This window comes from Undibacterium sp. (assembly GCF_030683615.1).
GTDB lineage: Bacteria > Pseudomonadota > Gammaproteobacteria > Burkholderiales > Burkholderiaceae_D > Undibacterium > Undibacterium umbellatum.
In genome coordinates this window covers 178569-202200 of record NZ_JAUXQE010000036.1, presented here as the reverse complement: position 1 = coordinate 202200, position 23632 = coordinate 178569, and the positions used below count along the sequence as shown (strand labels likewise).

At 49.2% G+C, this 23632-nt stretch carries 22 protein-coding genes and 1 tRNA gene; all 23 read right to left on the bottom strand.

What is annotated here, in order from left to right; translation table 11 throughout:
- Positions 1–23 precede the first annotated feature (23 nt).
- Positions 24–2069 (bottom strand): NADH-quinone oxidoreductase subunit L, encoded by a 2046-nt coding sequence (nuoL, locus tag Q8K39_RS19395; RefSeq protein WP_305262763.1) that lies wholly within the window; start codon positions 2067–2069, stop codon positions 24–26.
- A gap of 89 nt (positions 2070–2158) precedes the next feature.
- Positions 2159–2473 (bottom strand): NADH-quinone oxidoreductase subunit NuoK, encoded by a 315-nt coding sequence (gene nuoK / locus Q8K39_RS19390; RefSeq protein WP_162041807.1) that lies wholly within the window; start codon positions 2471–2473, stop codon positions 2159–2161.
- The gene (locus Q8K39_RS19385) at positions 2474–3124 is read right to left on the bottom strand and encodes an NADH-quinone oxidoreductase subunit J (protein ID WP_305262808.1); all 651 of its coding nucleotides are present in this window, start codon (positions 3122–3124) and stop codon (positions 2474–2476) included.
- Between the two features lie 16 nt (positions 3125–3140).
- Entirely contained in the window at positions 3141–3629 is a 489-nt protein-coding gene (gene nuoI, locus Q8K39_RS19380; protein ID WP_186951817.1) for an NADH-quinone oxidoreductase subunit NuoI, read from the bottom strand.
- 12 nt (positions 3630–3641) lie between these two features.
- Positions 3642–4706, bottom strand: coding sequence for an NADH-quinone oxidoreductase subunit NuoH (gene nuoH / locus Q8K39_RS19375; protein ID WP_186951818.1), 1065 nt, complete (start codon positions 4704–4706; stop codon positions 3642–3644).
- Entirely contained in the window at positions 4706–7012 is a 2307-nt protein-coding gene (gene nuoG / locus Q8K39_RS19370; RefSeq protein WP_305262759.1) for an NADH-quinone oxidoreductase subunit NuoG, read from the bottom strand. The genes nuoH and nuoG overlap by 1 nt, the downstream gene beginning before the upstream one ends.
- A 32-nt stretch (positions 7013–7044) precedes the next feature.
- Positions 7045–8340, bottom strand: a complete 1296-nt coding sequence (gene nuoF, locus Q8K39_RS19365) for an NADH-quinone oxidoreductase subunit NuoF (protein WP_305262758.1) — start codon at positions 8338–8340, stop codon at positions 7045–7047.
- A complete protein-coding gene (gene nuoE / locus Q8K39_RS19360; protein ID WP_162041813.1) occupies positions 8340–8825 on the bottom strand; it encodes an NADH-quinone oxidoreductase subunit NuoE in 486 nt (161 codons plus the stop codon). The genes nuoF and nuoE overlap by 1 nt, the downstream gene beginning before the upstream one ends.
- Positions 8826–8862: 37 nt before the next feature.
- Positions 8863–10116 carry an NADH-quinone oxidoreductase subunit D gene (locus Q8K39_RS19355; protein WP_110253968.1) on the bottom strand — a complete coding sequence of 418 codons (1254 nt, stop codon included), beginning with the start codon at positions 10114–10116 and terminating at the stop codon, positions 8863–8865.
- Entirely contained in the window at positions 10116–10712 is a 597-nt protein-coding gene (locus Q8K39_RS19350; RefSeq protein WP_305262754.1) for an NADH-quinone oxidoreductase subunit C, read from the bottom strand. Before Q8K39_RS19350 ends, Q8K39_RS19355 begins: the two co-directional genes overlap by 1 nt.
- Positions 10713–10741: 29 nt before the next feature.
- Positions 10742–11218: an NADH-quinone oxidoreductase subunit B family protein gene (locus tag Q8K39_RS19345; RefSeq protein WP_305262752.1), complete on the bottom strand. Its 477-nt coding sequence runs from the start codon at positions 11216–11218 to the stop codon at positions 10742–10744.
- 6 nt (positions 11219–11224) lie between these two features.
- Entirely contained in the window at positions 11225–11584 is a 360-nt protein-coding gene (locus Q8K39_RS19340; RefSeq protein WP_186951822.1) for an NADH-quinone oxidoreductase subunit A, read from the bottom strand.
- Positions 11585–11698: 114 nt separating this feature from the next.
- Positions 11699–11783 (bottom strand) — tRNA-Leu (locus tag Q8K39_RS19335).
- 85 nt (positions 11784–11868) lie between these two features.
- Complete coding sequence (secG, locus tag Q8K39_RS19330) at positions 11869–12270, bottom strand: preprotein translocase subunit SecG (protein ID WP_305262749.1); 402 nt, start codon at positions 12268–12270, stop codon at positions 11869–11871.
- 41 nt (positions 12271–12311) lie between these two features.
- Complete coding sequence (gene tpiA, locus Q8K39_RS19325) at positions 12312–13055, bottom strand: triose-phosphate isomerase (protein WP_305262748.1); 744 nt, start codon at positions 13053–13055, stop codon at positions 12312–12314.
- Between the two features lie 190 nt (positions 13056–13245).
- On the bottom strand, positions 13246–14226 hold the full coding sequence (locus Q8K39_RS19320; protein WP_305262746.1) for an NAD(P)H-quinone oxidoreductase: 981 nt from the start codon (positions 14224–14226) through the stop codon (positions 13246–13248).
- A gap of 125 nt (positions 14227–14351) precedes the next feature.
- Complete coding sequence (pnp, locus tag Q8K39_RS19315) at positions 14352–16490, bottom strand: polyribonucleotide nucleotidyltransferase (protein ID WP_305262745.1); 2139 nt, start codon at positions 16488–16490, stop codon at positions 14352–14354.
- Between the two features lie 214 nt (positions 16491–16704).
- Entirely contained in the window at positions 16705–16974 is a 270-nt protein-coding gene (gene rpsO / locus Q8K39_RS19310) for a 30S ribosomal protein S15 (RefSeq protein ID WP_110253976.1), read from the bottom strand.
- A gap of 141 nt (positions 16975–17115) precedes the next feature.
- The gene (locus tag Q8K39_RS19305) at positions 17116–18654 is read right to left on the bottom strand and encodes a 2-isopropylmalate synthase (protein ID WP_305262743.1); all 1539 of its coding nucleotides are present in this window, start codon (positions 18652–18654) and stop codon (positions 17116–17118) included.
- Between the two features lie 395 nt (positions 18655–19049).
- A complete protein-coding gene (gene pssA, locus Q8K39_RS19300) occupies positions 19050–19907 on the bottom strand; it encodes a CDP-diacylglycerol--serine O-phosphatidyltransferase (protein ID WP_305262742.1) in 858 nt (285 codons plus the stop codon).
- Positions 19908–20148: 241 nt separating this feature from the next.
- Positions 20149–21165 (bottom strand): ketol-acid reductoisomerase, encoded by a 1017-nt coding sequence (ilvC, locus tag Q8K39_RS19295; protein ID WP_110253979.1) that lies wholly within the window; start codon positions 21163–21165, stop codon positions 20149–20151.
- Between the two features lie 57 nt (positions 21166–21222).
- Positions 21223–21714, bottom strand: a complete 492-nt coding sequence (gene ilvN / locus Q8K39_RS19290; protein WP_110253980.1) for an acetolactate synthase small subunit — start codon at positions 21712–21714, stop codon at positions 21223–21225.
- The gene (locus Q8K39_RS19285) at positions 21714–23429 is read right to left on the bottom strand and encodes an acetolactate synthase 3 catalytic subunit (RefSeq protein WP_186951829.1); all 1716 of its coding nucleotides are present in this window, start codon (positions 23427–23429) and stop codon (positions 21714–21716) included. Before Q8K39_RS19285 ends, ilvN begins: the two co-directional genes overlap by 1 nt.
- Between the last annotated feature and the right edge of the window lie 203 nt (positions 23430–23632).

Below are 23632 nucleotides of genomic sequence, written 5' to 3'. Positions count from 1 at the left end.
TATCTTTTTATAGCCGTGGTCACTTATTTAGCAAAGGGAAACAGCACTGTGTAAGCCAGGAAACCCATTACGCCGAGTATCATCACAAATGCATAGTGATAGATATAACCACTCTGCAAATGACGTATCAATCTTGAGACCCAGCCAACCAATTTCGCGCTGCCGTTAACAAGCAGGCCATCAATGAGACCTTTGTCACCGATGTTCCACAAACCACCGCCGAGCATGCGTGCACCACCTGCAAATACGATCTCATTAAAACGATCCAGGTAGTATTTATTTTCAAGTAAGGTGTACAGAGGGCTAACGGCTTTCTTGATGGCTGCAGGAATACCTGGTTTGACCATGTAGAACACATAGGCAGTCACAACACCCGCAACCGCCAGCCAGAATGGCGCAGTCGTGAATGAGTGCAAGCCCATGGCGCCAGCACCGTGGAACTCTTCCTTGAGCACTTTCATGGCGTGATGTGCATCATTGACAAAAATAACTCCATCGAAAAAGCTGCCGTACAACATAGGTTTGATAGCAATCGCACCAATAACTAGCGAAGGAATCGCCAACAAAACCAAAGGCAACCAAACTACCATCGGAGACTCATGCGGCTTTTGACCAGGAGCCAGACCATGGTGATGATCGTCATGATGGTCATCAGCAGCATGGTGATCATAATGTGCATGTGCCTTGCCAAAATTTTCCTTTCCATGGAAGACCAGGAAATACATGCGGAAGGAATAGAAAGCCGTGACAAACACGCCCGCAAGTACAGCAAACTGAGCAAAACCTGCCCCAGGCAAATTGCTGAGCTGCACTGCTTCGATAATACTGTCCTTGGAATAGAAACCGGACAGGAAAGGTGTGCCTATCAATGCAAGGGAACCAATCAGGGAAGTCAGCCAGGTGATACGCATGTACTTCCACAAGCCACCCATGTTACGGATGTCCTGATCATGGTGCATACCGATAATCACTGAACCGGCACCAAGGAACAACAGCGCTTTAAAGAAAGCATGTGTCATCAGATGGAATACCGCCACCGAGTAGGCAGAAGCACCCAGTGCCACTGTCATGTAACCCAGTTGCGACAGTGTGGAGTACGCTACCACACGTTTGATATCGTTCTGAATAATGCCCATGAAACCCATGAACAGCGCAGTAATCGCACCAATGACCAGGATGAAAGACAAAGCCGTGTCAGACAACTCAAACAATGGCGACATGCGCGCTACCATGAAGATACCCGCAGTAACCATGGTCGCCGCGTGGATCAGTGCAGAAATCGGGGTTGGGCCTTCCATCGAATCTGGCAGCCAGACATGCAAAGGGAATTGTGCTGATTTACCCATGGCACCGATAAACAGACAGATACAGGCAACTGTAATCAACATCCAGTCGGTATGCGGCAACAACATGGTTGCCAATTCATTTTTCTTGGCAAACACTTCGACATAATTCATGGAGCCGGTATTCGCTACCAGCAAGCCGATCCCGAGAATGAAACCAAAGTCACCGACACGGTTGACCAGGAAGGCCTTCATGTTGGCGTAAATAGCCGTCGGTTTGGTGTACCAGAAACCGATGAGCAAATAAGAAACCAGACCCACAGCTTCCCAGCCAAAGAACAATTGCAGGAAGTTGTTGCTCATGACCAGCATCAGCATGGCGAAGGTGAACAAGGAGATATACGAGAAGAAACGGTTATAGCCCTCGTCTTCTGCCATATAGCCTATGGTGTAAATATGCACCATCAGCGACACAAAGGTCACGACGCACATCATCATTGCCGTCAGATTATCGACCATGAAGCCGACTTCCAGCTTCATGTTACCAACCTTCATCCATTGATATAAGGTCGCGTTATAAGTCTCAGCGCCACCCATCAAGGCAGACAAGGTCATACAAGAAATGATCAATGCAATCAGCACACCAAGTATGGTCACTGTATGCGAGACCTTACGGCCAACCACATTGCCGAAAAACTTCGTTCCTAGCAAGCCTGCAATAGCAGACCCTACCAGGGGCGCCAGTGGTACTGCCAATAATAATTGTGGGTTAAGTTGCCCCGCCATGATGACCCTTTGTTAGCTTTATTACTTTTCTAAATCGCCAGCGTATACCGGATTGTCGTGAATCACGACATTCCGCACCATTAACCTTATTAACCTTTTAATGCATCCAGATCTTCGACATTGATAGTGTCCAGATTACGGAACAAGACCACCAGTATCGCCAGACCTATTGCTGACTCAGCAGCAGCAACGGTAAGGATAAAGAATACAAATACCTGCCCTGCCGCATCACCCAGGTAATGGGAGAACGCGATGAAATTGATATTCACAGCCAGCAACATCAATTCAATCGCCATCAGCAAGACGATGATGTTTTTACGATTGAGGAAAATACCGACGATGGAAATCGCAAACAGGATTGCGCCCAAAATCAGGTAGTGCGTTAAACTCAAAGTCAAAGCCATTTAAGCCTCCTCCTGCTTTACAGTTGCTGCCGCAGCAGTTGCATTATTCTCAGCGCGCTCAGATTCAGCTTTCATGCTGACGATGCGGATACGGTCCTTGGCTTTCACTTTAACTGCCGCTGCCGGATCAAAATACTTGCTGTCTTTGCGACGACGCAAAGTCAATGCAACCGCGGCAATGATAGCCAGCAACAAAATGGCTGCAGCGACTTCAAAAGCCAATTGATAATTCGTGAAAATCTCTATACCCAGATACTTGGTATCACCTATCTTGTCAGCTGCAGCTGGAACATGATTGTCTGGACGCAGGAAACCGCGCCACAACACTGCAGCCATTTCAAGCACGATCACGCCGCCAACAACGGCTGCCAGTGGAAAATGGCTCCAGAACCCCTCCCTGAGTTTGTCGAGATTAATATCCAGCATCATCACCACAAACAGGAACAGCACCATGACTGCGCCGACATATACCAGCACCAGGACGATGGCCAGGAATTCGGCCTTCAGCAACATCCAGATACCAGCGGCATTGAAAAAGGTCAGGACCAGGAACAAGGCTGCATGCACAGGATTACGTGCAGAAATGACCTGGATCGCAGCGACTATCATGATCGCCGAGAAAACATAAAATAAAACGGTAGTAAATTCCATATCGAACCAGATCCAGTTAGCGGTATGTGGCATCAGCGGCACGTGCTGCTGCAATTTGTGTCTCGTAACGATCACCTACAGCCAGCAACATCTCTTTGGTGAAATACAGATCGCCGCGTTTTTCACCGTGATATTCCAGTACATGGGTTTCCACGATGGAATCAACCGGGCAAGACTCTTCGCAGAAACCGCAGAAGATGCACTTGGTCAGGTCAATGTCATAACGGGTAGTACGACGAGTACCGTCAGCACGCTGATCAGATTCGATCGTAATCGCCATTGCCGGGCACACTGCTTCACACAATTTACAGGCGATGCAGCGTTCTTCCCCATTCGGGTAGCGACGCAGGGCGTGAAGACCACGGAAACGTGGTGACTGCGGTGTTTTTTCCTCAGGAAATTGCACCGTAATCTTGCGGGCGAACATATAGCGGCCTGTCAGGGCCAGGCCCTTGATCAGTTCACGCAGCATCAGGCTGCCAAAAAAATCCTTGATTGCTTCCATTTTTTTAGCCTCTTACTTCCAAATATTCCATGGAGATTGTATCCATGCTGCGACGATAACCAGATATACCAGAGTCATCGGGATAAATACCTTCCAGCCCAAGCGCATGATCTGATCATATCGATAGCGTGGGAAGGATGCGCGCGCCCAGATAAACATGGAAACCACAACAAAAGTCTTGATGCCAAGCCAGATCCAGCCAGGAATAAAATCCAGGAAGCTGAACGGTGCAGACCAGCCGCCGAGGAACATCAGGGATGCCATGGCAGAGATCAAAATCATGTTGGCATATTCAGCCAGGAAGAACATGGCGAAAGACATACCAGAGTATTCAACCATGTGACCGGCAACGATCTCGGATTCACCCTCAACTACGTCAAACGGATGACGGTTGGTTTCAGCAATACCAGAAATCACATACACCACGAACATAGGCAACAATGGCAACCAGTTCCAGGAGAACAGGTTGAAACCATGGCTGGCAGCAAAGCCTGTAGTTTGCGCATTGACGATATCAGTCATGTTCAGACTGCCAGATACCATCAGTACGATGACCAGTACGAAGCCCATGGCGATTTCATACGACACCATCTGTGCAGATGCACGCATGGCACCAAGGAAAGCATACTTGGAGTTGGATGCCCAACCGGCGATGATGATGCCGTAGACTTCCATCGAAGTGATCGCCATGATCAGCAGCAATCCGGCATTCACGTTTGCCAATACAGTTTCAGGGCCGAAAGGAATCACTGACCAAGCTGCCAGCGCAGGCATGATGGTCATGATAGGCGCCAGCACGAACAAGACTTTATTTGCCTTGGCCGGGATGATGATTTCTTTAAGCAGCAATTTCAACGCATCGGCGATAGGTTGCAGCAAACCTGCAGGACCTACACGATTCGGGCCAAGACGAATGTGCATCCAGCCTATCATCTTGCGTTCCCACAAGGTCAGGTAGGCTACGCAACCCATTACTGGCAAAGTAATGCAAACGATCTTGATCAGTGTCCACAATGGCAACCACAAGGCGCCAAGGTAGTGCTGACCCAATTCTTGGATAGAGAGCAGCAAATTCATTATGCACGCTCCAGTTTGATGGCACCGAACATGCCGTCCAGATTACTTGTCAGGCTATGGCCTGCAGCAATCCTGACTACATTATCAGGCAAGGATTTATCGATTCCAACAGGGATCAGGGTAGAACCTGTCTTGCTCAGTCTGACCATGTCACCTTCGGCGATACCGAGTTTGCTGGCATCAGCGGAGCTGATCCATGCTTGCGGTGCGCGGGCATCGGCTGTCAGTTGCAGAGACTCTGCACGGCGTACGATCGCATCTGTGCTGTAAATGCCAACATCCGCAATACGCTCCATGCCTGCAGCAGCATTGGTAGAAACCACTGGAGCCAGTTTGGCCAGGTTATTCAATTGCGTCGTCAGGTCAGCTTGCGTCAATACTGTTGCACGCACCGCTTCTGCTGTTTCAAAATCAAAGTTTTCCAGGCCCAGCAAATTGCCGAGTACACGCAAGACTTTCCATGCCGGACGGGTATCGCCCAGAGGCTTGACCACACCATGGAAGCTTTGTGCGCGGCCTTCGCAGTTCACAAAAGTACCAGATGTCTCTGTGTAAGGAGAAACTGGCAGCAGGACATCTGCATATTCTGCACCATGCTTGAATGGTGACATGACGACGACCATTTCAGCATTATCCAATGCTGCTTTGGCTTGTACCGGATGCGCGCTGTCAAGCAAAGGCTCGGCGTGCAAAACGATGTAGGCTTTTTTGGCTTCCGTGAATACTGGCTTGGCATTATTAGCAGGAATGGCATTTGCCAGGTAGCCGCCAACTGTGTTTGCTGCTTCTGTCAAATAACCGAAATCACTACCTGTGTTTTCAGCTATCCATTGTGCCAAGGCGTGCAATTGCGATGCTTCTGGATGGTAAGACGCTGTGTTACCGAGGAAAACACCCGATTTGCCAACCAACAGGCTAGCCGCAATTGCTTCTGCTTTGGCAGATACCTGTACTGCTTCAAAACCAGCAGGTTTGGCGATTTCTTTTTTAGCTGCGATAGCAACCGCAACCTCTGCCAGGAAGGCTGTCCATAGCGATGGTGCGACGACTGCATTGTTTGCCAGTTTGATCAGCAATTCATCATTCGTTGCGTTCAGGATGCTGAGCTTGGCCCCCATTTTTACGGATTGACGCAGACGCGCTGCCAGCAAAGGATGGTCTTTACGCAGGAAAGAACCAATCACGAAAACATTTTTCAACTGACCAAACCTGGCGATGCTGGTGCCCAGCCAAGGCTTGACAGAAGAATTCAAAGTAAAGTCAGACTGGCGCAGACGGAAATCAACATTGTCCGAACCCAGACCACGTACTACGCGTTGCAACAACGCCAGTTCTTCCAGAGTCGAGCTAGGTGCAGCAACAGCGGCGATAGCATCAGCACCATGCTCATGCTTGACGTTACGCAAACCATGCGCAACGTATTCGAGCGCTGTTTGCCAGTCAGTTTCCTGCCATTGACCGCCTTGCTTGATCATGGGCTTGGTCAGGCGTTCGGTACTATTCAGTGCTTCATAAGAGAAACGGTCTTTATCAGAAATCCAGCATTCATTGATTTCTTCATTTTCCAGAGGCACCACGCGCATGACCTTGTTGTTCTTGACCTGAACAATCAGGTTGGAACCCAGGCCATCATGGGCGCTGACCGATTTACGACGTGACAATTCCCAGGTACGGGCAGAATAACGGAAAGGCTTGGATGTCAGCGCGCCTACTGGACACAGATCGATCATATTGCCTGACAGTTCAGAATCAACCGTTTTGCCGACGAAGGAAGTAATTTCAGAATGTTCGCCACGGTTGAGCATGCCCAACTCCATGACACCAGCGATTTCCTGGCCGAAACGTACGCAACGCGTGCAGTGTATGCAACGGCTCATTTCTTCCATGGATACCAGTGGACCTACGTCCTTGTGGAATACCACGCGTTTTTCTTCTTCGTAACGGGATGCAGTGCCACCATAACCAACAGCCAGATCCTGCAACTGGCATTCACCGCCTTGATCGCAGATAGGACAATCCAGTGGGTGATTGATGAGCAAAAATTCCATCACTGCTTTTTGTGCTTTTACTGCCTTGTCGCTGGAAGAACGGACGATCATGCCCGCTGTCACAGGCGTGGCGCACGCAGGCAAAGGCTTCGGTGCTTTTTCAACCTCGACCAGACACATGCGGCAGTTGGCCGCAATAGATAATTTTTTGTGATAGCAAAAGTGCGGGATGTAGGTGCCAAGTTTATTGGCAGCGTCCATCACCATACTGCCCTCTTGGACTTCGACTTTTTTGCCGTCTATTTCGATTTCAACCATGGTCTACTCTAAGTGTGCTAACCGAAGCTGGCTTACATGTAAGTGGGCACCAAGCAATGCTTATGCTCGATGTGATATTCAAATTCTTCGCGGAAATTCTTGATCATTGCGCGTACAGGCATCGCAGCTGCATCGCCCAGAGCGCAAATCGTTTTGCCCTGAATATTGTCAGCGATGGAGTTCAGCATATCCAAATCGTCCGGACGGCCATGACCATGTTCTATCCTGTGTACCATGCGATACAACCAGCCGGTTCCTTCACGGCAAGGTGTGCACTGACCACAAGATTCTTCAAAATAGAAATAAGACAGGCGCAACAGTGATTTCACCATGCAGCGTGTTTCATCCATGACGATGACGGCACCAGAACCCAGCATGGACCCAGCCTTGGCGATGGAGTCATAGTCCATGTCAGTCGCCATCATGACTTCACCAGTCAATACCGGCATGGATGAGCCACCAGGAATAACTGCCTTGATTTTTTTACCGTCACGCATGCCGCCAGCCAGTTCCAGTAAGGTGGCAAACGGTGTGCCCATAGGCACCTCATAATTACCTGGCTTTGCGACGTCGCCAGACATGGAAAAAATCTTGGTGCCGCCATTATTTGGCTTGCCCAGTGCAGCGTATTTTTCACCGCCCATGGCAAACACAAAAGGCACAGCTGCAAAAGTCTCAGTGTTATTGATCGTGGTTGGCTTACCATACAAACCAAAGCTTGCAGGGAAAGGCGGCTTGAAGCGTGGCTGCCCTTTCTTGCCTTCCAGCGATTCCAACAAGGCTGTTTCTTCGCCGCAGATATAGGCACCGAAGCCATGGAAAGCATGCAACTGAAAGTTGAATTCAGAACCGGCAATCTTGTCGCCCAGCATATTGGCGGCACGTGCTTCTTCCAGCGCTTCTTCGAAACGGTCATAGTCGGCAAAAATTTCGCCGTGAATGTAGTTGTAACCCACCGTGATACCCATGGCGTAAGCACCTATAGCCATCCCTTCAATCAGAGCGTGCGGGTTATAACGAATGATGTCACGGTCCTTGAATGTACCAGGCTCGCCCTCATCTGTATTGCAGACCAGATATTTTTGACCAGGAAATTGACGCGGCATGAAGCTCCACTTCAAACCAGTAGGAAAACCCGCACCACCGCGGCCACGCAATGAAGATGCCTTCAACTCAGCAATCACTTGCTCAGGAGGGATTTTTTCATTGAGTATACGCTTCAAAGATTCATAGCCACCACGTGCTACGTAATCTTGCAGATGCCAGTTTTTACCATCCAGCCCAGCCAATATCAAAGGCTTAATATGGCGATTATGCAGACTCGTCATTATTTAACCTCTTTCAATTCATTGACCAGACCGTCAATTTTTTCATTCGACATGAAGCTGCACATACGCTTGTTATTGACCAGCATCACAGGCGCATCACCGCAGGCACCCATGCACTCTCCCTCAACCAGGGTGAACTGGCCATCGGCCGTGGTTTCCCTGTAATCAATACCGAGTTTTTGCTTCAGGTGATGTGCAGCACGTTCACCACCAGACAAGGCGCAAGGCAGATTGGTACAGACCGAAATCTTGAACTTGCCCACCGGTTTGGTGTTGTACATATTGTAGAAAGTCGCGACTTCCTGCACTGCTACCGCCGGCATGCCGATGTAGTCAGCCAGGGTCTGCATGACTTCTGGAGACACCCAGCCAGTTTCGTCCTGGGCAATAGCCAATGCGGCCATCACAGCGGACTGGCGCTGGTCAGCCGGGAACTTTGCAAGTTCACGATCAATTTTTTTAAATGCCTGCTCTGATAACACCATAGCTAATGCCTCGATTCGACGCCCTCAGGACGCCGCTTTATCTGTCAATCTCACCAAACACAATATCCTGAGTACCAATGATCGTTACCGCATCAGCAATCATGTGACCTTTTGCCATCTCATCCAAACCCTGCAAATGCGCAAAACCTGGCGCACGGATTTTCAGACGATAAGGCTTGTTAGCACCATCGGACATCAAATAGATACCAAACTCGCCTTTAGGATGCTCAACTGCGGCATACGCTTCGCCAGCAGGAACATGAAAACCTTCGGTGAACAGTTTGAAGTGATGGATGAGTTCTTCCATATTCGACTTCATGTTTACGCGATGTGGCGGCGCAACCTTGTGGTTATCAGTAATCACCGGACCCTGGTTATTTCTCAGCCATTCAACGCATTGCTTGATGATACGGTTTGACTGGCGCATTTCTTCCACGCGCACCAGATAACGATCATAACTATCGCCATTGACGCCAACCGGAATATCAAAATCCAGCAAGTCATACACTTCATATGGCTGCTTCTTGCGCAAATCCCACTCTATACCGGAACCACGCAACATGGGACCACTAAAGCCCATGGCCATGGCGCGCTCAGGCGACACCACACCTATACCAACCAGACGCTGTTTCCAGATACGGTTGTCGGTCAACAGTGTTTCGTATTCGTCGACATATTTCGGAAAACGGTTGGTGAAGTCTTCAATGAAATCCAGCAGGGAACCCTGGCGGTTTTCATTCAGCAACTTCATCGCTTTTTCATTCTTCAAAGCCGATGTCGTAAATTGCGGCATTTGATCCGGCAAGTCACGATAGACACCGCCCGGACGATAGTAAGCCGCATGCAAACGCGCGCCTGATACTGCTTCATAGCAATCCATCAGGTCTTCACGCTCACGGAAAGCGTACAGGAATACCGCCATCGCCCCCACGTCCAGCGCATGCGCGCCTATCCATAGCAAGTGATTCAGCAGACGCGTGATTTCATCAAACATGACGCGGATGTACTGAGCGCGCAATGGCACTTCCAGACCTAGCATCTTTTCTATGGCCATGACATAGGCATGCTCATTGGCCATCATCGATACATAATCCAGCCTATCCATGTAAGGCACGGATTGCAGGAAAGTTTTTTGCTCTGCCAGCTTTTCAGTCGCACGATGCAAGAGACCAATGTGCGGATCGGCACGTTGTATCACTTCACCGTCAAGCTCCAGCACCAGGCGCAACACACCGTGCGCAGCAGGATGCTGAGGACCAAAGTTCAGCGTGTAATTCTTAATCTCAGCCATTATTTCATCCCGTAATTTTCTTCACGAATCACACGCGGCACATTTTCGCGTGGTTCTATCGTGACAGGCTGGTAAACGACGCGCTTTTGATCTGCGTCATAGCGCATTTCAACATAGCCGGAAACTGGAAAGTCTTTACGGAAGGGATGGCCGATAAAACCATAGTCAGTCAAAATACGGCGCAAGTCATTGTGACCATCGAACAGGATACCGAACAGGTCAAATGCTTCACGCTCATACCAGTTGGCCGCATTCCAGATATCAATCAGCGAAGGCACGACTGGCATTTCATCATCCGGCGCAAACACACGTACGCGCAAACGCCAGTTATGCTTAATCGACAGTAAATGTGAAACGGCAGCATAACGCGCACCCTCCCACAAACCATCTCCGTAGGTAGAATAATCAACACCACACAGGTCGATCAATTCTTCAAAACTGGTCTCCACATGATCACGCAAAGAACGCATCACATCCAGATAAGCAGTTGCAGAAACCACGATGGTGATTTCACCAAGCGCATTCTTCAAGTCCAGAATACGCTCACCCAAGACATTCTTTACTGCTGCCTCAAGGTTTTCCAGTTTGGTAGTCATAATTTATTATTGCCCCAGCGATCGCACGATTAACGAGCAATGGTATTGGTACGTTTGATCTTGTTTTGCAATTGTATGATGCCGTACATCAGTGCTTCTGCAGTTGGCGGGCAACCTGGCACGTAAATATCAACTGGCACAATACGATCACAGCCACGAACCACAGAATACGAATAATGGTAGTAACCACCACCATTGGCGCAAGAACCCATGGAAATAACCCAGCGCGGCTCTGCCATCTGGTCATATACCTTACGCAAAGCAGGCGCCATTTTATTGCACAGCGTGCCGGCAACGATCATTACATCAGACTGACGCGGAGATGGGCGAAACACCACACCAAAGCGATCGAGATCATAGCGAGATGCACCAGCATGCATCATCTCAACCGCACAACAGGCCAGACCAAAAGTCATGGGCCACATGGAGCCGGTACGCGTCCAGTTAATCAGCTTATCGGCTGTTGTCGTAACAAAGCCTTCGTTCAATACACCTACAATTGACATAATCCATCACTCCCAATCAAGAGCGCCTTTTTTCCAGATGTACCAAAATCCAACAGCGAATTCCAGCACGAAGCCGAGCATTATCAGGAAACCTGTCCAACCCAGGTCACGCATTGCAACACCCCAAGGGAAAAAGAATGCTGTTTCCAGATCGAACAAAATAAACAAAATCGCCACCAGATAGTAGCGCACGTCAAACTTCATGCGCGCATCTTCAAAGGCCTCAAACCCGCATTCGTAAGCAGAATTTTTTTGTGAATCTGGTTTATAGGGAGCAAGAACACGCCCCAAGACTTGCGGCACCACACCAACAGCGATACCAACCAGAATAAAGAGAAGAACTGGGAAATAATTTTCGAGGTTCACGTTAGGCTACCTGTAATTGAATGCCAGATTGAAGCAAGCTATTTCCTAAAACCAAGCACAAGAAATAACTGCTTCCTCGACTGAGCCAGCAAAGAAAACTGACTCTATTTTTATTGGTGCCGACGACGAGACTCGAACTCGTACAGCTTTCGCCACTACCCCCTCAAGATAGCGTGTCTACCAATTTCACCACGTCGGCCTAAGCCCAGCATTCTACTATGTATAGCCCCATTGTTCAACGCGCAATTGCAGCAATTCAATGTTTTTTGCTGAGCAAGATCAATTTATTTTGGAATCTGACCAGCTTGACCAGCGGAGGAAGCTGGAGCAGATGTTGCAGTCGCAGCAGAAGCCGCTGCAGAGGCGGATGCTGGCGCACTTGTAGCAGCGTTAGCAGCAGGCTGAACGACAGTTACACCTTCCATCACGCCACCAGAAGGTTTGCGACCAGTAGTACTAAATATTGCCAAACCAAGTGTTGCCGCGAAAAATATTGCAGCAGCTACGCCAGTGGCTCTGGACATGAAATTGGATGAACCAGTTGCACCAAACAGGCTACCGGAAGCACCCGAACCAAAAGAGGCACCCATGTCAGCACCTTTGCCGTGCTGCAACAAAACCAGAGCAATAATTGCCAATGCAGACAGAATCTGAACAACAATGACCAACGTGTGTAAAGTTTGCATTCAAAACATCCAAGTAAAAATTAAGTATTACAATAAATCAATTAACTAGCTGCGATAATTGCAAGAAAATCTTGCGATTTCAGTGCAGCCCCGCCAATCAAACCACCATCAATATCGGGCATTGCCAACAACTCCTTGGCATTTTCCGGCTTCATGCTACCACCATACAAAATCTGTACTGTTTCTGCCGCACCAGCATCACGCGCAGCCACCTGCTGACGCAGGAAATGATGTACTTCTTGGGCCATTTCAGGCGTTGCTGTTTTACCTGTACCTATGGCCCAGACAGGCTCGTAGGCAATCACCAGGCCATCCAGACTATCCAGCACATCCAGCACGGCATTCAATTGCGCCGCCACGACCGCATTAGTCTGACCGCTTTCGCGCTGCTCCAGGGTTTCACCGACGCAGACTATAGGCAAAACACCATGCCTCAGCAATTGCTGCGCCTTGTGCGCCACCAGCTCATTTGTTTCAGCATGATACGCACGGCGTTCGGAATGCCCGACAATCGCATATTTGCATGCGCAATCCTGCAACATGGAGGCAGAAATTTCACCTGTGTACGCACCATGCTCATGCACAGATACATCTTGCGCACCCCATGAAACAACTGTACCGCCCAACACTTCGGCACATTGCGCAAAATACGGCGCAGGAGCACACACCAGCACATCACATTGCAAACTGGCAGGCAAACCCGCCTTGATTTCAGACAATAATGAACGGTTGGCAGCAAAACTACCATTCATTTTCCAGTTACCGGCTATTAAGGTGCGTCGCATAGTGAGCCAAAATATAAATAACCGTCTATTGTAGCCTTCGCAGCAGACAGGGTCAAACCAGCAAGACCAGTTTTACATGAAGATTTGCTTCAAAGACATAATTACATCAGATATATGAGCAATATGACATCACAAAACATCATCACACCGGCTATCTGCAAAAACCACACGCGAAGCCGAAACTGCAAACTCAATCCAGCGTCAACATGATTTTACCTATATGCAAACCCTCTTCCATCATGGCATGGGCTTGCGCAGCCTGTTCCAGCGGGAAAGTTTGATGTATCACTGGCACTATTTGCTTCGTCGCCAGCAAGGGCCAGACACTCTCCTGCAATTCAGCAGCAATTTTTGCCTTGAAAGCAACAGAACGTGGTCGCAAAGTCGATCCTGTTACAGTCAGACGCCTGCGCAAGACCTGCCCCAGATCAAGCTCAGCCGAATTGCCACCAAGCAGGGCAATAATAGCCAGCCTGCCATCATCTGCCAGGCAATTGATTTCTTTCGGCACATAAGATCCAGCAACCATGTCCAGGATGACATCGATGCCCTTACCTGTCGTCAACTCCTTGACGACTTCGACGAAATTTTCAGTCTTATAATTGATACCGCGCTCAGCACCCAATCTTTCAGTCGCCCGGCATTTTTCATCCGATCCAGCCGTGGCAAAAACCCTGTGTCCTAATGCCCGGGCAATCTGGATTGCTGCCACACCTATGCCTGAAGTACCGCCCTGCACCAGAAAACTTTCGCCAGGCGACAAATGCGCACGCTGGAATACATTACTCCAGACCGTAAAATAGGTTTCTGGCAGCGAGGCTGCCTCTATCATGGACAGGCCCGCTGGCGCCTTCAGGCACTGGCCCACAGGTGCTAGGCAATACTCCGCATACCCCCCACCCTGCACTAGCGCACAAACCTGGTCACCCAGCTCAAAACCACTACCCTGCACATCACCACCAACCACCTCACCCGCCACTTCCAGCCCAGGCAAATCAGAAGCCCCTGGTGGCACAGGATAAAAACCAAGACGCTGCAAGACATCAGGGCGATTCACGCCTGCTGCCGCAACCTTGATCAATAGCTCGCCAGCACCCGGCACTGGCAAGGGCCTGCTGCATATTTGCAAGACTTCAGGTTTGCCGTACTGGGTAATTTCAATTGCGCGCATGTCAGTTTTCATCTTCAGCCTTTGTATGAGTCCAGCAATACTAGCCATAATTGTAAGCGAATAAAAAAACGCCCGTGCAAGACGGGCGTTTTCAACTCATACAAGCCTTCCGGCCTGAGAATTTATTACTGCTGTTGCTGCTGCGGCTGAGCTTGCGCCTCAGACTCAGAAGCAGCTGCTTTCATCGACAACTTGAAGCGGCCACGGTCATCAGTTTCCAGCACTTTTACACGCACTTGCTGACCTTCTTTGAGATAGTCAGCAACAGCATTCACGCGCTCATTGGCGATCTGGCTGATGTGCAGCAAACCATCTTTACCTGGCATGATTTGTACAATCGCGCCGAAGTCCAGCAACTTCAATACTGTACCTTCGTAGATTTTGCCGACTTCAACTTCTGCCGTCAGCTCTTCGATACGACGCTTGGCTTCCTGGCCTGCTGCTGCATCAACAGAAGCGATAGTGACTACACCTTCGTCGCTGATATCGATTTGCGTGCCAGTTTCCTCTGTCAAGGCACGGATCACTGCGCCACCCTTACCGATAACATCACGGATTTTTTCAGGATTGATCTTGACAGTGATCAGGCGTGGAGCGAAGTCAGACAATTCGGATTTACCGACAGGTACGGCTTCTTGCATTTTACCCAGAATATGGATACGGCCTTCTTTAGCTTGGGCCAAAGCGACTTGCATGATTTCTTTAGTGATACCCTGGATTTTGATATCCATTTGCAGGGCTGTAATGCCTTCTGCAGTACCGGCTACTTTAAAGTCCATGTCGCCGAGGTGATCTTCATCACCCAGGATGTCAGTCAGAACAGCAAACTTGTTGCCATCTTTGATCAGGCCCATAGCGATACCGGCAACGTGCGCTTTCATTGGCACGCCAGCATCCATCAAAGCCAGACAGCCGCCGCAGACGGAGGCCATGGAAGAAGAACCATTGGATTCTGTAATTTCAGATACCAGACGGACTGAGTAGCTAAAATCTTCCGGATCAGGCAAGGCAGCTTGCAATGCACGTTTAGCTAAACGGCCATGACCGATTTCACGACGCTTAGGTGTGCCAACACGACCAGTTTCGCCAGTAGCGAACGGAGGCATATTATAATGCAACATGAAGCGGTCAGAGTATTCGCCCATCAGCGCATCAATTTTTTGCTCGTCACGGGCAGTACCCAGAGTGGCGATAACCAAGGCCTGAGTTTCACCGCGCGTGAACAGGGCTGTACCATGCGTACGTGGCAAAACGCCAGTGCGGATAGTGATAGGACGCACAGTGCGTGTATCACGACCATCGATACGTGGCTCTCCTTCCAGGATTTGGGAACGAACGATTTTCGCTTCCAGATCAAACAGGATATTGCCAACTTCAGATGAATCAGGAGCAGCTTCGCCTTTGGTAGCCGCTTGCTCAGCCAGTGCTGCCGAAACTGAAGAAGTTGCCGCCTTCAATTGTTCAGTACGTGCCTGTTTTTCTTTGGTTTGATAAGCAGCGCGCAACAAAGGCTCAGCCACTGCTGTTACAGCAGCAATCAAGGGCTCATTTTTTGCAGCAGGCGCCCATTGCACTTCAGGCTTGCCACCGTCACGTACCAGTTCATGGATCGCATCGATAACGGCTTTCATTTGCTCGTGACCGAACACAACTGCGCCCAACATGATTTCTTCAGACAATTGTTGTGCTTCAGACTCAACCATCAACACGGCTTGCTCAGTACCAGCAACAACCAGATCCAGCTTGGATTGCTTCAGTTGAGTTGCAGTTGGGTTCAATACATATTGACCATCAATATAACCAACGCGTGCAGCACCAACCGGGCCACTGAATGGGATGCCAGCAACGGAAATCGCTGCGGAAGCACCGATCATTGCAGCGATATCAGGGTCGATTTCTGGATTGACGGACAATACGTGAATGATGACCTGAACTTCATTCAGATAACCTTCTGGAAACAGAGGGCGGATAGGGCGATCGATCAAACGGGAAGTCAGTGTTTCTTTTTCTGATGGACGACCTTCACGCTTGAAGAAACCGCCTGGAATACGACCGGCAGCGTAAGTTTTTTCCATGTAATCCACGGTCAGAGGAAAGAAATCCTGACCTGGCTTTGCATCTTTCTTGGCGACGACGGTTGCCAGTACAACGGTATCTTCTATGGATACCAGGACTGCACCCGATGCCTGACGAGCGATTTCGCCGGTTTCCAGTGTTACCTGGTGCTGACCATATTGGAAGGTTTTAGTAATTTTATTAAACACAATGTGTCCTTTCTATTTGCCGACAGATTTTCAGGCGCTGTCGTTCACCTCACCACGAGCAATCCGCCTGGATTGCTTTTTGCCTGTTTTTAATATTTACATCAAAAACCGGGCTAAAACTGGGTAAAACCAAAACTCTAGATGGACAAAAAGCCTGCGACAGTCAACTGACGCAGGCTTTTTGCTACAAATCTTTTGCTAAATTCAGCAAGAATTACTTACGCAAGCCGAGTTTTTCGATCAGTGAGCGATAGCGATTCAAGTCTTTACCTTTCAGGTAAGACAACAGACTCTTACGACGGTTAACCATCATGATCAAACCACGACGTGAATGGTGATCTTTAGAGTGAGCTTTGAAGTGACCATTCAGATCATTGATACGTGCAGTCAACAGAGCAACTTGCACTTCAGGAGAGCCTGTGTCGTTTTGACCACGGGCATTGTCCGCTACGATAGCGGCTTTTGCATTTTTTTCGATAGACATGATTTTCCTTAACATGCGATAACAATAGTCGCTGTATTTATAAAAACAGCTACAAAACCATCATTATCGTGAGATAACAATCCCGCCGGAATGGCAGGACGCGTGACTATAACACCGTTTTAAGCCAGAATCAAATCTGCTTTAAATCTGAGGGTTCAGTTTTTCTGTCTTTGATTGCAATTTATTCAATGCTGACAAATAGGCTTTCGCTGAAGCAACAACGATATCAGGATCAGCGCCTACGCCATTGACAATGCGGCCAGCCTTGGATAAACGCATGGTGACTTCACCCTGCGACTGCGTACCAGTAGTGATCGCGTTCACCGAGAACAACAACAGCTCTGCCCCGCTCTGCACCTTGGAATCAATGGCATTCACAATAGCGTCAACCGGGCCATTACCATTACCCTCACAAGTCACTTCCTTGCCTTCCGAAGTAAATACGACTTTGGCATAAGGCAATTCACCTGTTTCTGAACGCTGCGACAAAGACACATAATGGAAGGCATCATTATTATGTGCATGTTCTTCGTCAGAGACCAGGGCAAGGATATCCTCGTCGAATATGTCAGATTTACGGTCGGCCAGTTCCTTGAAGCGGGCAAAGGCGGCATTGACTTCAGTTTCCGACTCCAGTGCGATACCCAATTCTTCCAGTCGCTGTTTAAAGGCATTACGGCCAGACAATTTACCCAACACCAGTTTGTTGGCGCTCCAGCCCACATCTTCGGCACGCATGATTTCGTAGGTATCACGCGCCTTCAATATGCCATCCTGATGGATGCCGGAAGCATGGGCAAAGGCATTTGCGCCAACGACGGCCTTATTTGGCTGCACGGCAAACCCGGTGATTTGCGATACAAGCTTAGATGCTGGCACGATCTGGCTGATATCTATACCCAGTTGCAAATCAAAATAATCCTTGCGGGTGCGAACGGCCATGACGATTTCTTCGAGCGCCGTATTACCAGCACGCTCACCCAGGCCATTGATGGTGCACTCAATCTGGCGCGCACCACCTATCATGACGCCCGCCAGGGAGTTGGCAACTGCCATCCCCAGGTCATTGTGGCAATGCACAGACCAGACTGCCTTGTCGGAATTAGGAATACGTTCACGCAAAGACTTCAGCATATTGCCATAGAGCTCAGGCACGGCGTAACCGACAGTGTCGGCAAAGTTGATCGTTGTTGCACCTTCTTTGATGACTGCCTCAAGCACGCGACAGAGGAAATCCATGTCTGAACGGCTACCGTCTTCAGGGCTGAATTCCACATCATCTGTAAAGTTGCGGGCATAGCGCACGGCTTGTATGGCTTGCTCCAGCACCTGGTCCGGCGTCATGCGCAATTTCTTTTCCATATGCAAAGGAGAAGTCGCGATGAAAGTATGAATACGCTTGCGCTGCGCTGCTTGCAAGGCCTCTGCAGCACGGGCAATATCACGGTCATTGGCGCGCGACAAAGAGCAAACCGTCGAATCCTTGATGATGGAGGCAATCGCCTTAATGGACTCAAAATCACCTGGCGACGCTGCCGCAAAACCGGCCTCAATCACATCAACCTTCATTCTTTCCAGCTGCTTGGCAATACGGATTTTTTCATCCTTGGTCATCGATGCACCGGGGGATTGCTCGCCATCACGCAGGGTTGTGTCGAATATGATGAGTTTGTCGGCCATGTTATTGCTCCTGATATGAATTGAAGTCTGAAATGTTGTAGATGTAAAACTGCAAACTGTGAATATTCTTTGGCCTACCCTTGCAAGACGCACATGGGTGGCGAGACTACTCGAATTGTGGGTATAGGGAGATTTAGCGCGTGAACGCTAGTAGAGATGCCAGCAATAGCGATAGCAGACCAGACAGGTCTGTCGTAGTATTTTTTGCTATTGATGTGGATGCGAAGTTCATGCCAAAGACTATAAGCGCAAAGGCAGAAAAGTGCAAGAATTTATAGCAGGAAATTCCCGTTTTTATGCGGCAGAAAAGCAAGAAAGCCGCGATACATTTTCTGTATTGCGACTTCTCTCTTAAAACACCAAATTTTATCTGGCCAACATTGCTTTAGACATGCTTATTTTTCTTCATGATGCTCGACACTGGTCTGCACGATACTGACAGGCCGCCCCTTGCGCCAGCGCCACAGCAAAACGACATAACCAGACAAACCATACAGAACAAACAAACCAAACAAAACCTTGGGCGGATCACTAACCACCGCAACATAAGCCAGCACGATGAGAAAAGGTGCAATAAATGGCACTGACTTACGGAGGTTCACGTCCTTAAAACTATAGAAAGGCACATTGGTCACCATCGTCAAACCAGCGAACAAGGTGATACTCCAGGTACTCCAGCTCAGCTCTTTACCGGGAAAATGCAGGTCTTCCATCAACAACACAAACCCTGCCACCAAAGCCGCCGCTGCAGGACTGGGCAGGCCCTGGAAATAGCGCTTATCGACTACGCCAATATTGGTATTGAAACGCGCCAGACGCAAAGCTGCACCGGCACAATAGACGAAGGCAGCCAGCCAACCCAGCTTACCCATGCCTTTTAGTGACCACTCATAAGCCACCAGCGCAGGGGCGGCCCCAAAGGAAATCATGTCTGACAAACTATCGTACTGCGCCCCAAACTCACTTTGAGTATTGGTCATGCGGGCAACGCGGCCATCCAGGCTATCCAGTACCATGGCCACAAATATTGCCAGGGCAGACTGGTCAAAACGCTGATTCATTGCCATCACAATGGCATAAAAACCGCAAAACAGGGCTGCCGTCGTAAAAGCGTTAGGCAATAAGTAAATCCCTCGCCGTCTCTTTGGAGAAACCTCAGCGGCAACGACTTCGGCAGATTGTTGGGTTTTGCGCACCCCCTTGGGGAAAAGCTTGAAACTACCCTTGGGCTTGCGTCGATTAGGAGTGGACATGCGGTTATTTCGTAAAAACTTGCCCGGCAGCGCCAGGCAATAGAAATCAAAAGTGTGGGCAGTATAACCTTGATTATTGACTGCGAAAACAATTCACACACTTGGATGACATGCTTGTGACAGCAAGCAGGCTGCAGAACAACAGCTACATAAACAAAAATCGCCCTTGCGGGCGATTTTTAGTCTTCGAGTTGCGTGCGCCTGCAAGCGCACGCTGGATGATGCCCGGCGATCTGAAGAATTAGTTCTTCGACTGATCAACCAGTTTGTTTTTAGCGATCCATGGCATCATGGCACGCAATTTCGCGCCTACTTCTTCGATCTGGTGCTCGGAAGTCAAACGACGACGGGAGATCAAAGTTGGTGCGCCAGCCTTGTTTTCCAGGATGAAGCTCTTCGCGTATTCACCAGTCTGAATATCTTTCAAACATTGACGCATGGCGTTTTTAGTGTCTTCTGTAACGACTTTAGGGCCAGTCACATATTCGCCGTATTCTGCATTGTTGGAGATCGAGTAATTCATGTTGGCGATACCGCCTTCATAGATCAGGTCAACGATCAGTTTCAATTCATGCAGACATTCGAAGTAAGCCATTTCTGGCGCGTAACCAGCTTCAACCAGAGTTTCAAAACCAGCTTTGATCAGTTCAACCGCACCGCCACACAGAACAGCTTGTTCACCGAACAAATCTGTTTCTGTTTCTTCGCGGAAGTTGGTTTCAATGATGCCGGCACGGCCACCACCGTTAGCCATCGCATAAGACAAGGCGATGTCACGGGCAGAACCGGATTTGTCTTGATATACAGCAATCAGGTGAGGCACACCACCACCCTGGCTATAGGTACCACGCACCGTGTGGCCAGGTGCCTTAGGAGCGATCATGATCACGTCCAGATCAGCGCGTGGCACGACTTGGCCGTAGTGAACATTGAAGCCGTGAGCAAATGCCAGCACTGCGCCTTGTTTAGCGTGAGGGGCAACATTTTCAGCATACACCTGTGCAATGTTTTCATCTGGCAGCAAGATCATGATGACATCAGCAGCTTTGACTGCATCATTCACTTCAGCCACGTTCAGACCCGCATTTTTTGCCTTATCCCAGGATGCGCCGCCTTTACGCAGGGCGACAGTTACTTTACAGCCGGAATCATTCAAGTTCTGTGCATGTGCGTGACCTTGAGAACCGTAGCCGATGATAGCAACGTTTTTGCCTTTGATCAGGGAGAGATCACAATCTTTATCGTAGAAAACTTTCATTTTGTATCCTAATAATTAAGTATTTTGTAGGGGATGGCGTATGCCTGAAACTATTTTTTAAACCTTGAGGATGCGTTCGCCGCGTCCTATGCCTGAACCACCGGTACGTACCGTTTCCAGAATTGCCGTGCGGTCAATGGAATCAATGAAAGCATCCAATTTACCTTTATTACCGGTCAATTCAATGGTGTAGGTCTTTTCGGTGACATCGATGATGCGGCCACGGAAAATATCTGCAGTGCGCTTCATTTCTTCGCGCTCCTTGCCGACCGCTCTCACCTTGATCAGCATCAGTTCGCGCTCTATATGCGCGCCCTCGGTCAGATCAACGACCTTGACCACCTCAATCAGGCGATTCAAATGCTTGGTGATCTGTTCAATGATGTCGTCAGAACCAGAAGTCACGATCGTCATGCGTGACAGTGTCGGGTCTTCGGTTGGTGCAACCGTCAGGGTTTCAATGTTGTAGCCGCGGGCAGAAAACAGACCAACCACGCGGGACAAGGCACCGGCTTCATTCTCAAGAAGGATGGAAATAATATGTCTCATTACAGATCCTCCGAACCCAGCAACATTTCAGTCAAACCCTTGCCTGCCTTGACCATAGGCCAGACATTCTCGGTTTGATCAGTAATGAAATTCATGAACACCAGCCTGTCTTTCATGGCAAAGGCTTCACGCACTGCACCGTCTACGTCTGCCGGGTTTTCTATCTTCATACCAACGTGACCATATGCCTCAACCAACTTGGTAAAGTCAGGCAAAGAGTCCATATAAGACTCGGAATACCGTGAACCATAATCAATTTGCTGCCACTGCCTGACCATGCCGAGGAAGCGGTTATTCAACAAGATGATTTTTGGCGTCAGATGATATTGCTTGCAGGTTGCCAGCTCCTGTATGCACATCTGTATCGAGGCTTCGCCAGTGATACAGGCAACAGTCGCATCAGGGTTGGCCATTTGCACACCCATGGCATATGGCAAACCTACGCCCATGGTGCCCAGGCCACCGGAATTGATCCAGCGACGTGGCTTGTCGAAACGATAGTATTGCGCAGCCCACATCTGGTGTTGACCTACGTCAGAGGTCACAAAGGCATCACCCTTGGTGACTTCCCAAACTTTTTCAACTACGGATTGTGGCTTGATGACTTCATTCGAAGTCGGGTATTTCAGGCATTCGCGGCCACGCCATTCATTGACTTGTTTCCACCAGGCAGCCAGTGCCTTGGGATCAGGACGTGTCTCAACCGTACTCAGTTGCGACAGCATTTCCTGCAACACGTCTTTGACATTACCCACGATAGGAATATCAACCTTGACGCGCTTGGAAATCGACGAAGGATCAATATCAATATGAATGATCTTGCGTGGATGCGAAGAAAAATGTTTCGGGTTGCCGATCACACGGTCATCAAAACGTGCACCAATGGCGATCAGCACGTCACAGTGCTGCATGGCCATATTGGCTTCGTAAGTACCATGCATACCCGGCATGCCGACGAATTTTTCATCGCTGGCACGGTAGGCGCCCAGACCCATCAGGGTATTGGTGCAAGGGAAGCCGAGCAGATCAACAAGCTTGTTCAGTTCCGGTGCTGCATGCGCGAGAATCACGCCGCCACCGGTGTAAATCATGGGACGTTCAGCCTGCAATAACAACTGCACAGCCTTGCGAATTTGTCCTGCATGCCCTTTGTCGACTGGCTTGTAAGAGCGCATTTCGACTTCTTTAGGGTAGCTGTAGGTGGTTTTGTGCATGCTAATATCTTTAGGGATATCGACCAGCACAGGACCAGGACGACCTGTCGTTGCTATGTAGAATGCTTTCTTGACGGTCTCGGCCAGGTCTCTGACGTCTTTCACCAAAAAATTATGCTTTACGCATGGACGGGTGATACCAACAGTGTCGCATTCCTGGAAAGCATCCTGGCCAATAACGGCACTAGGCACCTGCCCTGAAATAATCACCATGGGAATCGAATCCATATACGCAGTTGCCAGCCCGGTTACCGCATTGGTAACACCAGGTCCAGAAGTGACCAAGGCCACGCCGACTTTATTGGAGGAACGGGAATAAGCATCAGCAGCATGTACTGCAGCCTGCTCGTGGCGCACCAGGATATGTTGAAACTTATCCTGATTGAAGATCGCATCATAGATATAGAGTACGGCACCACCCGGATATCCGAATACGTGCTCAACACCCTCTTCGGCAAGACACTTGACAAGTATCTCTGCGCCTGTAAATTCTGAACTCATAAATTGTGTCCTTTCAAGGTCCATAGGAGATTGATCGGATGTTCTTTCCTGGCGAAATCGACATGTAAATACCGGAAAGCTGAGATCCCTTTATGTGCGGTCACATCGCCCTTTACACATCCGTTGGATATGGTGCCAGGCAAGGCTTAGTGCACTCGTTCAATCAGTATTAAGGCTTTACAACGACAGACTTCTCACGCTTG

Excerpts from the sequence above, each read along its gene's own strand:
- rpsO (WP_110253976.1), bottom strand. The coding sequence starts at position 16,974 with ATGTCTATCGAAAAAAATGCAAAAGCCGCTATCGTAGCGGACAATGCC.
- Q8K39_RS19345 (WP_305262752.1), bottom strand. The coding sequence starts at position 11,218 with ATGTCAATTGTAGGTGTATTGAACGAAGGCTTTGTTACGACAACAGCC.
- nuoF (WP_305262758.1), bottom strand. The coding sequence starts at position 8,340 with ATGACGAGTCTGCATAATCGCCATATTAAGCCTTTGATATTGGCTGGG.
- tpiA (WP_305262748.1), bottom strand. The coding sequence starts at position 13,055 with ATGCGACGCACCTTAATAGCCGGTAACTGGAAAATGAATGGTAGTTTT.
- nuoI (WP_186951817.1), bottom strand. The coding sequence starts at position 3,629 with ATGGAAGCAATCAAGGATTTTTTTGGCAGCCTGATGCTGCGTGAACTG.
- nuoK (WP_162041807.1), bottom strand. The coding sequence starts at position 2,473 with ATGGCTTTGACTTTGAGTTTAACGCACTACCTGATTTTGGGCGCAATC.
- secG (WP_305262749.1), bottom strand. The coding sequence starts at position 12,270 with ATGCAAACTTTACACACGTTGGTCATTGTTGTTCAGATTCTGTCTGCA.
- Q8K39_RS19385 (WP_305262808.1), bottom strand. The coding sequence starts at position 3,124 with ATGGAATTTACTACCGTTTTATTTTATGTTTTCTCGGCGATCATGATA.
- Q8K39_RS19355 (WP_110253968.1), bottom strand. The coding sequence starts at position 10,116 with ATGGCTGAGATTAAGAATTACACGCTGAACTTTGGTCCTCAGCATCCT.
- nuoE (WP_162041813.1), bottom strand. The coding sequence starts at position 8,825 with ATGGTGTTATCAGAGCAGGCATTTAAAAAAATTGATCGTGAACTTGCA.
- Q8K39_RS19285 (WP_186951829.1), bottom strand. The coding sequence starts at position 23,429 with ATGAGTTCAGAATTTACAGGCGCAGAGATACTTGTCAAGTGTCTTGCC.
- nuoL (WP_305262763.1), bottom strand. The coding sequence starts at position 2,069 with ATGGCGGGGCAACTTAACCCACAATTATTATTGGCAGTACCACTGGCG.
- Q8K39_RS19305 (WP_305262743.1), bottom strand. The coding sequence starts at position 18,654 with ATGGCCGACAAACTCATCATATTCGACACAACCCTGCGTGATGGCGAG.
- nuoG (WP_305262759.1), bottom strand. The coding sequence starts at position 7,012 with ATGGTTGAAATCGAAATAGACGGCAAAAAAGTCGAAGTCCAAGAGGGC.
- ilvN (WP_110253980.1), bottom strand. The coding sequence starts at position 21,714 with ATGAGACATATTATTTCCATCCTTCTTGAGAATGAAGCCGGTGCCTTG.
- Q8K39_RS19320 (WP_305262746.1), bottom strand. The coding sequence starts at position 14,226 with ATGCGCGCAATTGAAATTACCCAGTACGGCAAACCTGAAGTCTTGCAA.
- nuoH (WP_186951818.1), bottom strand. The coding sequence starts at position 4,706 with ATGAATTTGCTGCTCTCTATCCAAGAATTGGGTCAGCACTACCTTGGC.
- pssA (WP_305262742.1), bottom strand. The coding sequence starts at position 19,907 with ATGTCCACTCCTAATCGACGCAAGCCCAAGGGTAGTTTCAAGCTTTTC.
- Q8K39_RS19350 (WP_305262754.1), bottom strand. The coding sequence starts at position 10,712 with ATGACTACCAAACTGGAAAACCTTGAGGCAGCAGTAAAGAATGTCTTG.
- ilvC (WP_110253979.1), bottom strand. The coding sequence starts at position 21,165 with ATGAAAGTTTTCTACGATAAAGATTGTGATCTCTCCCTGATCAAAGGC.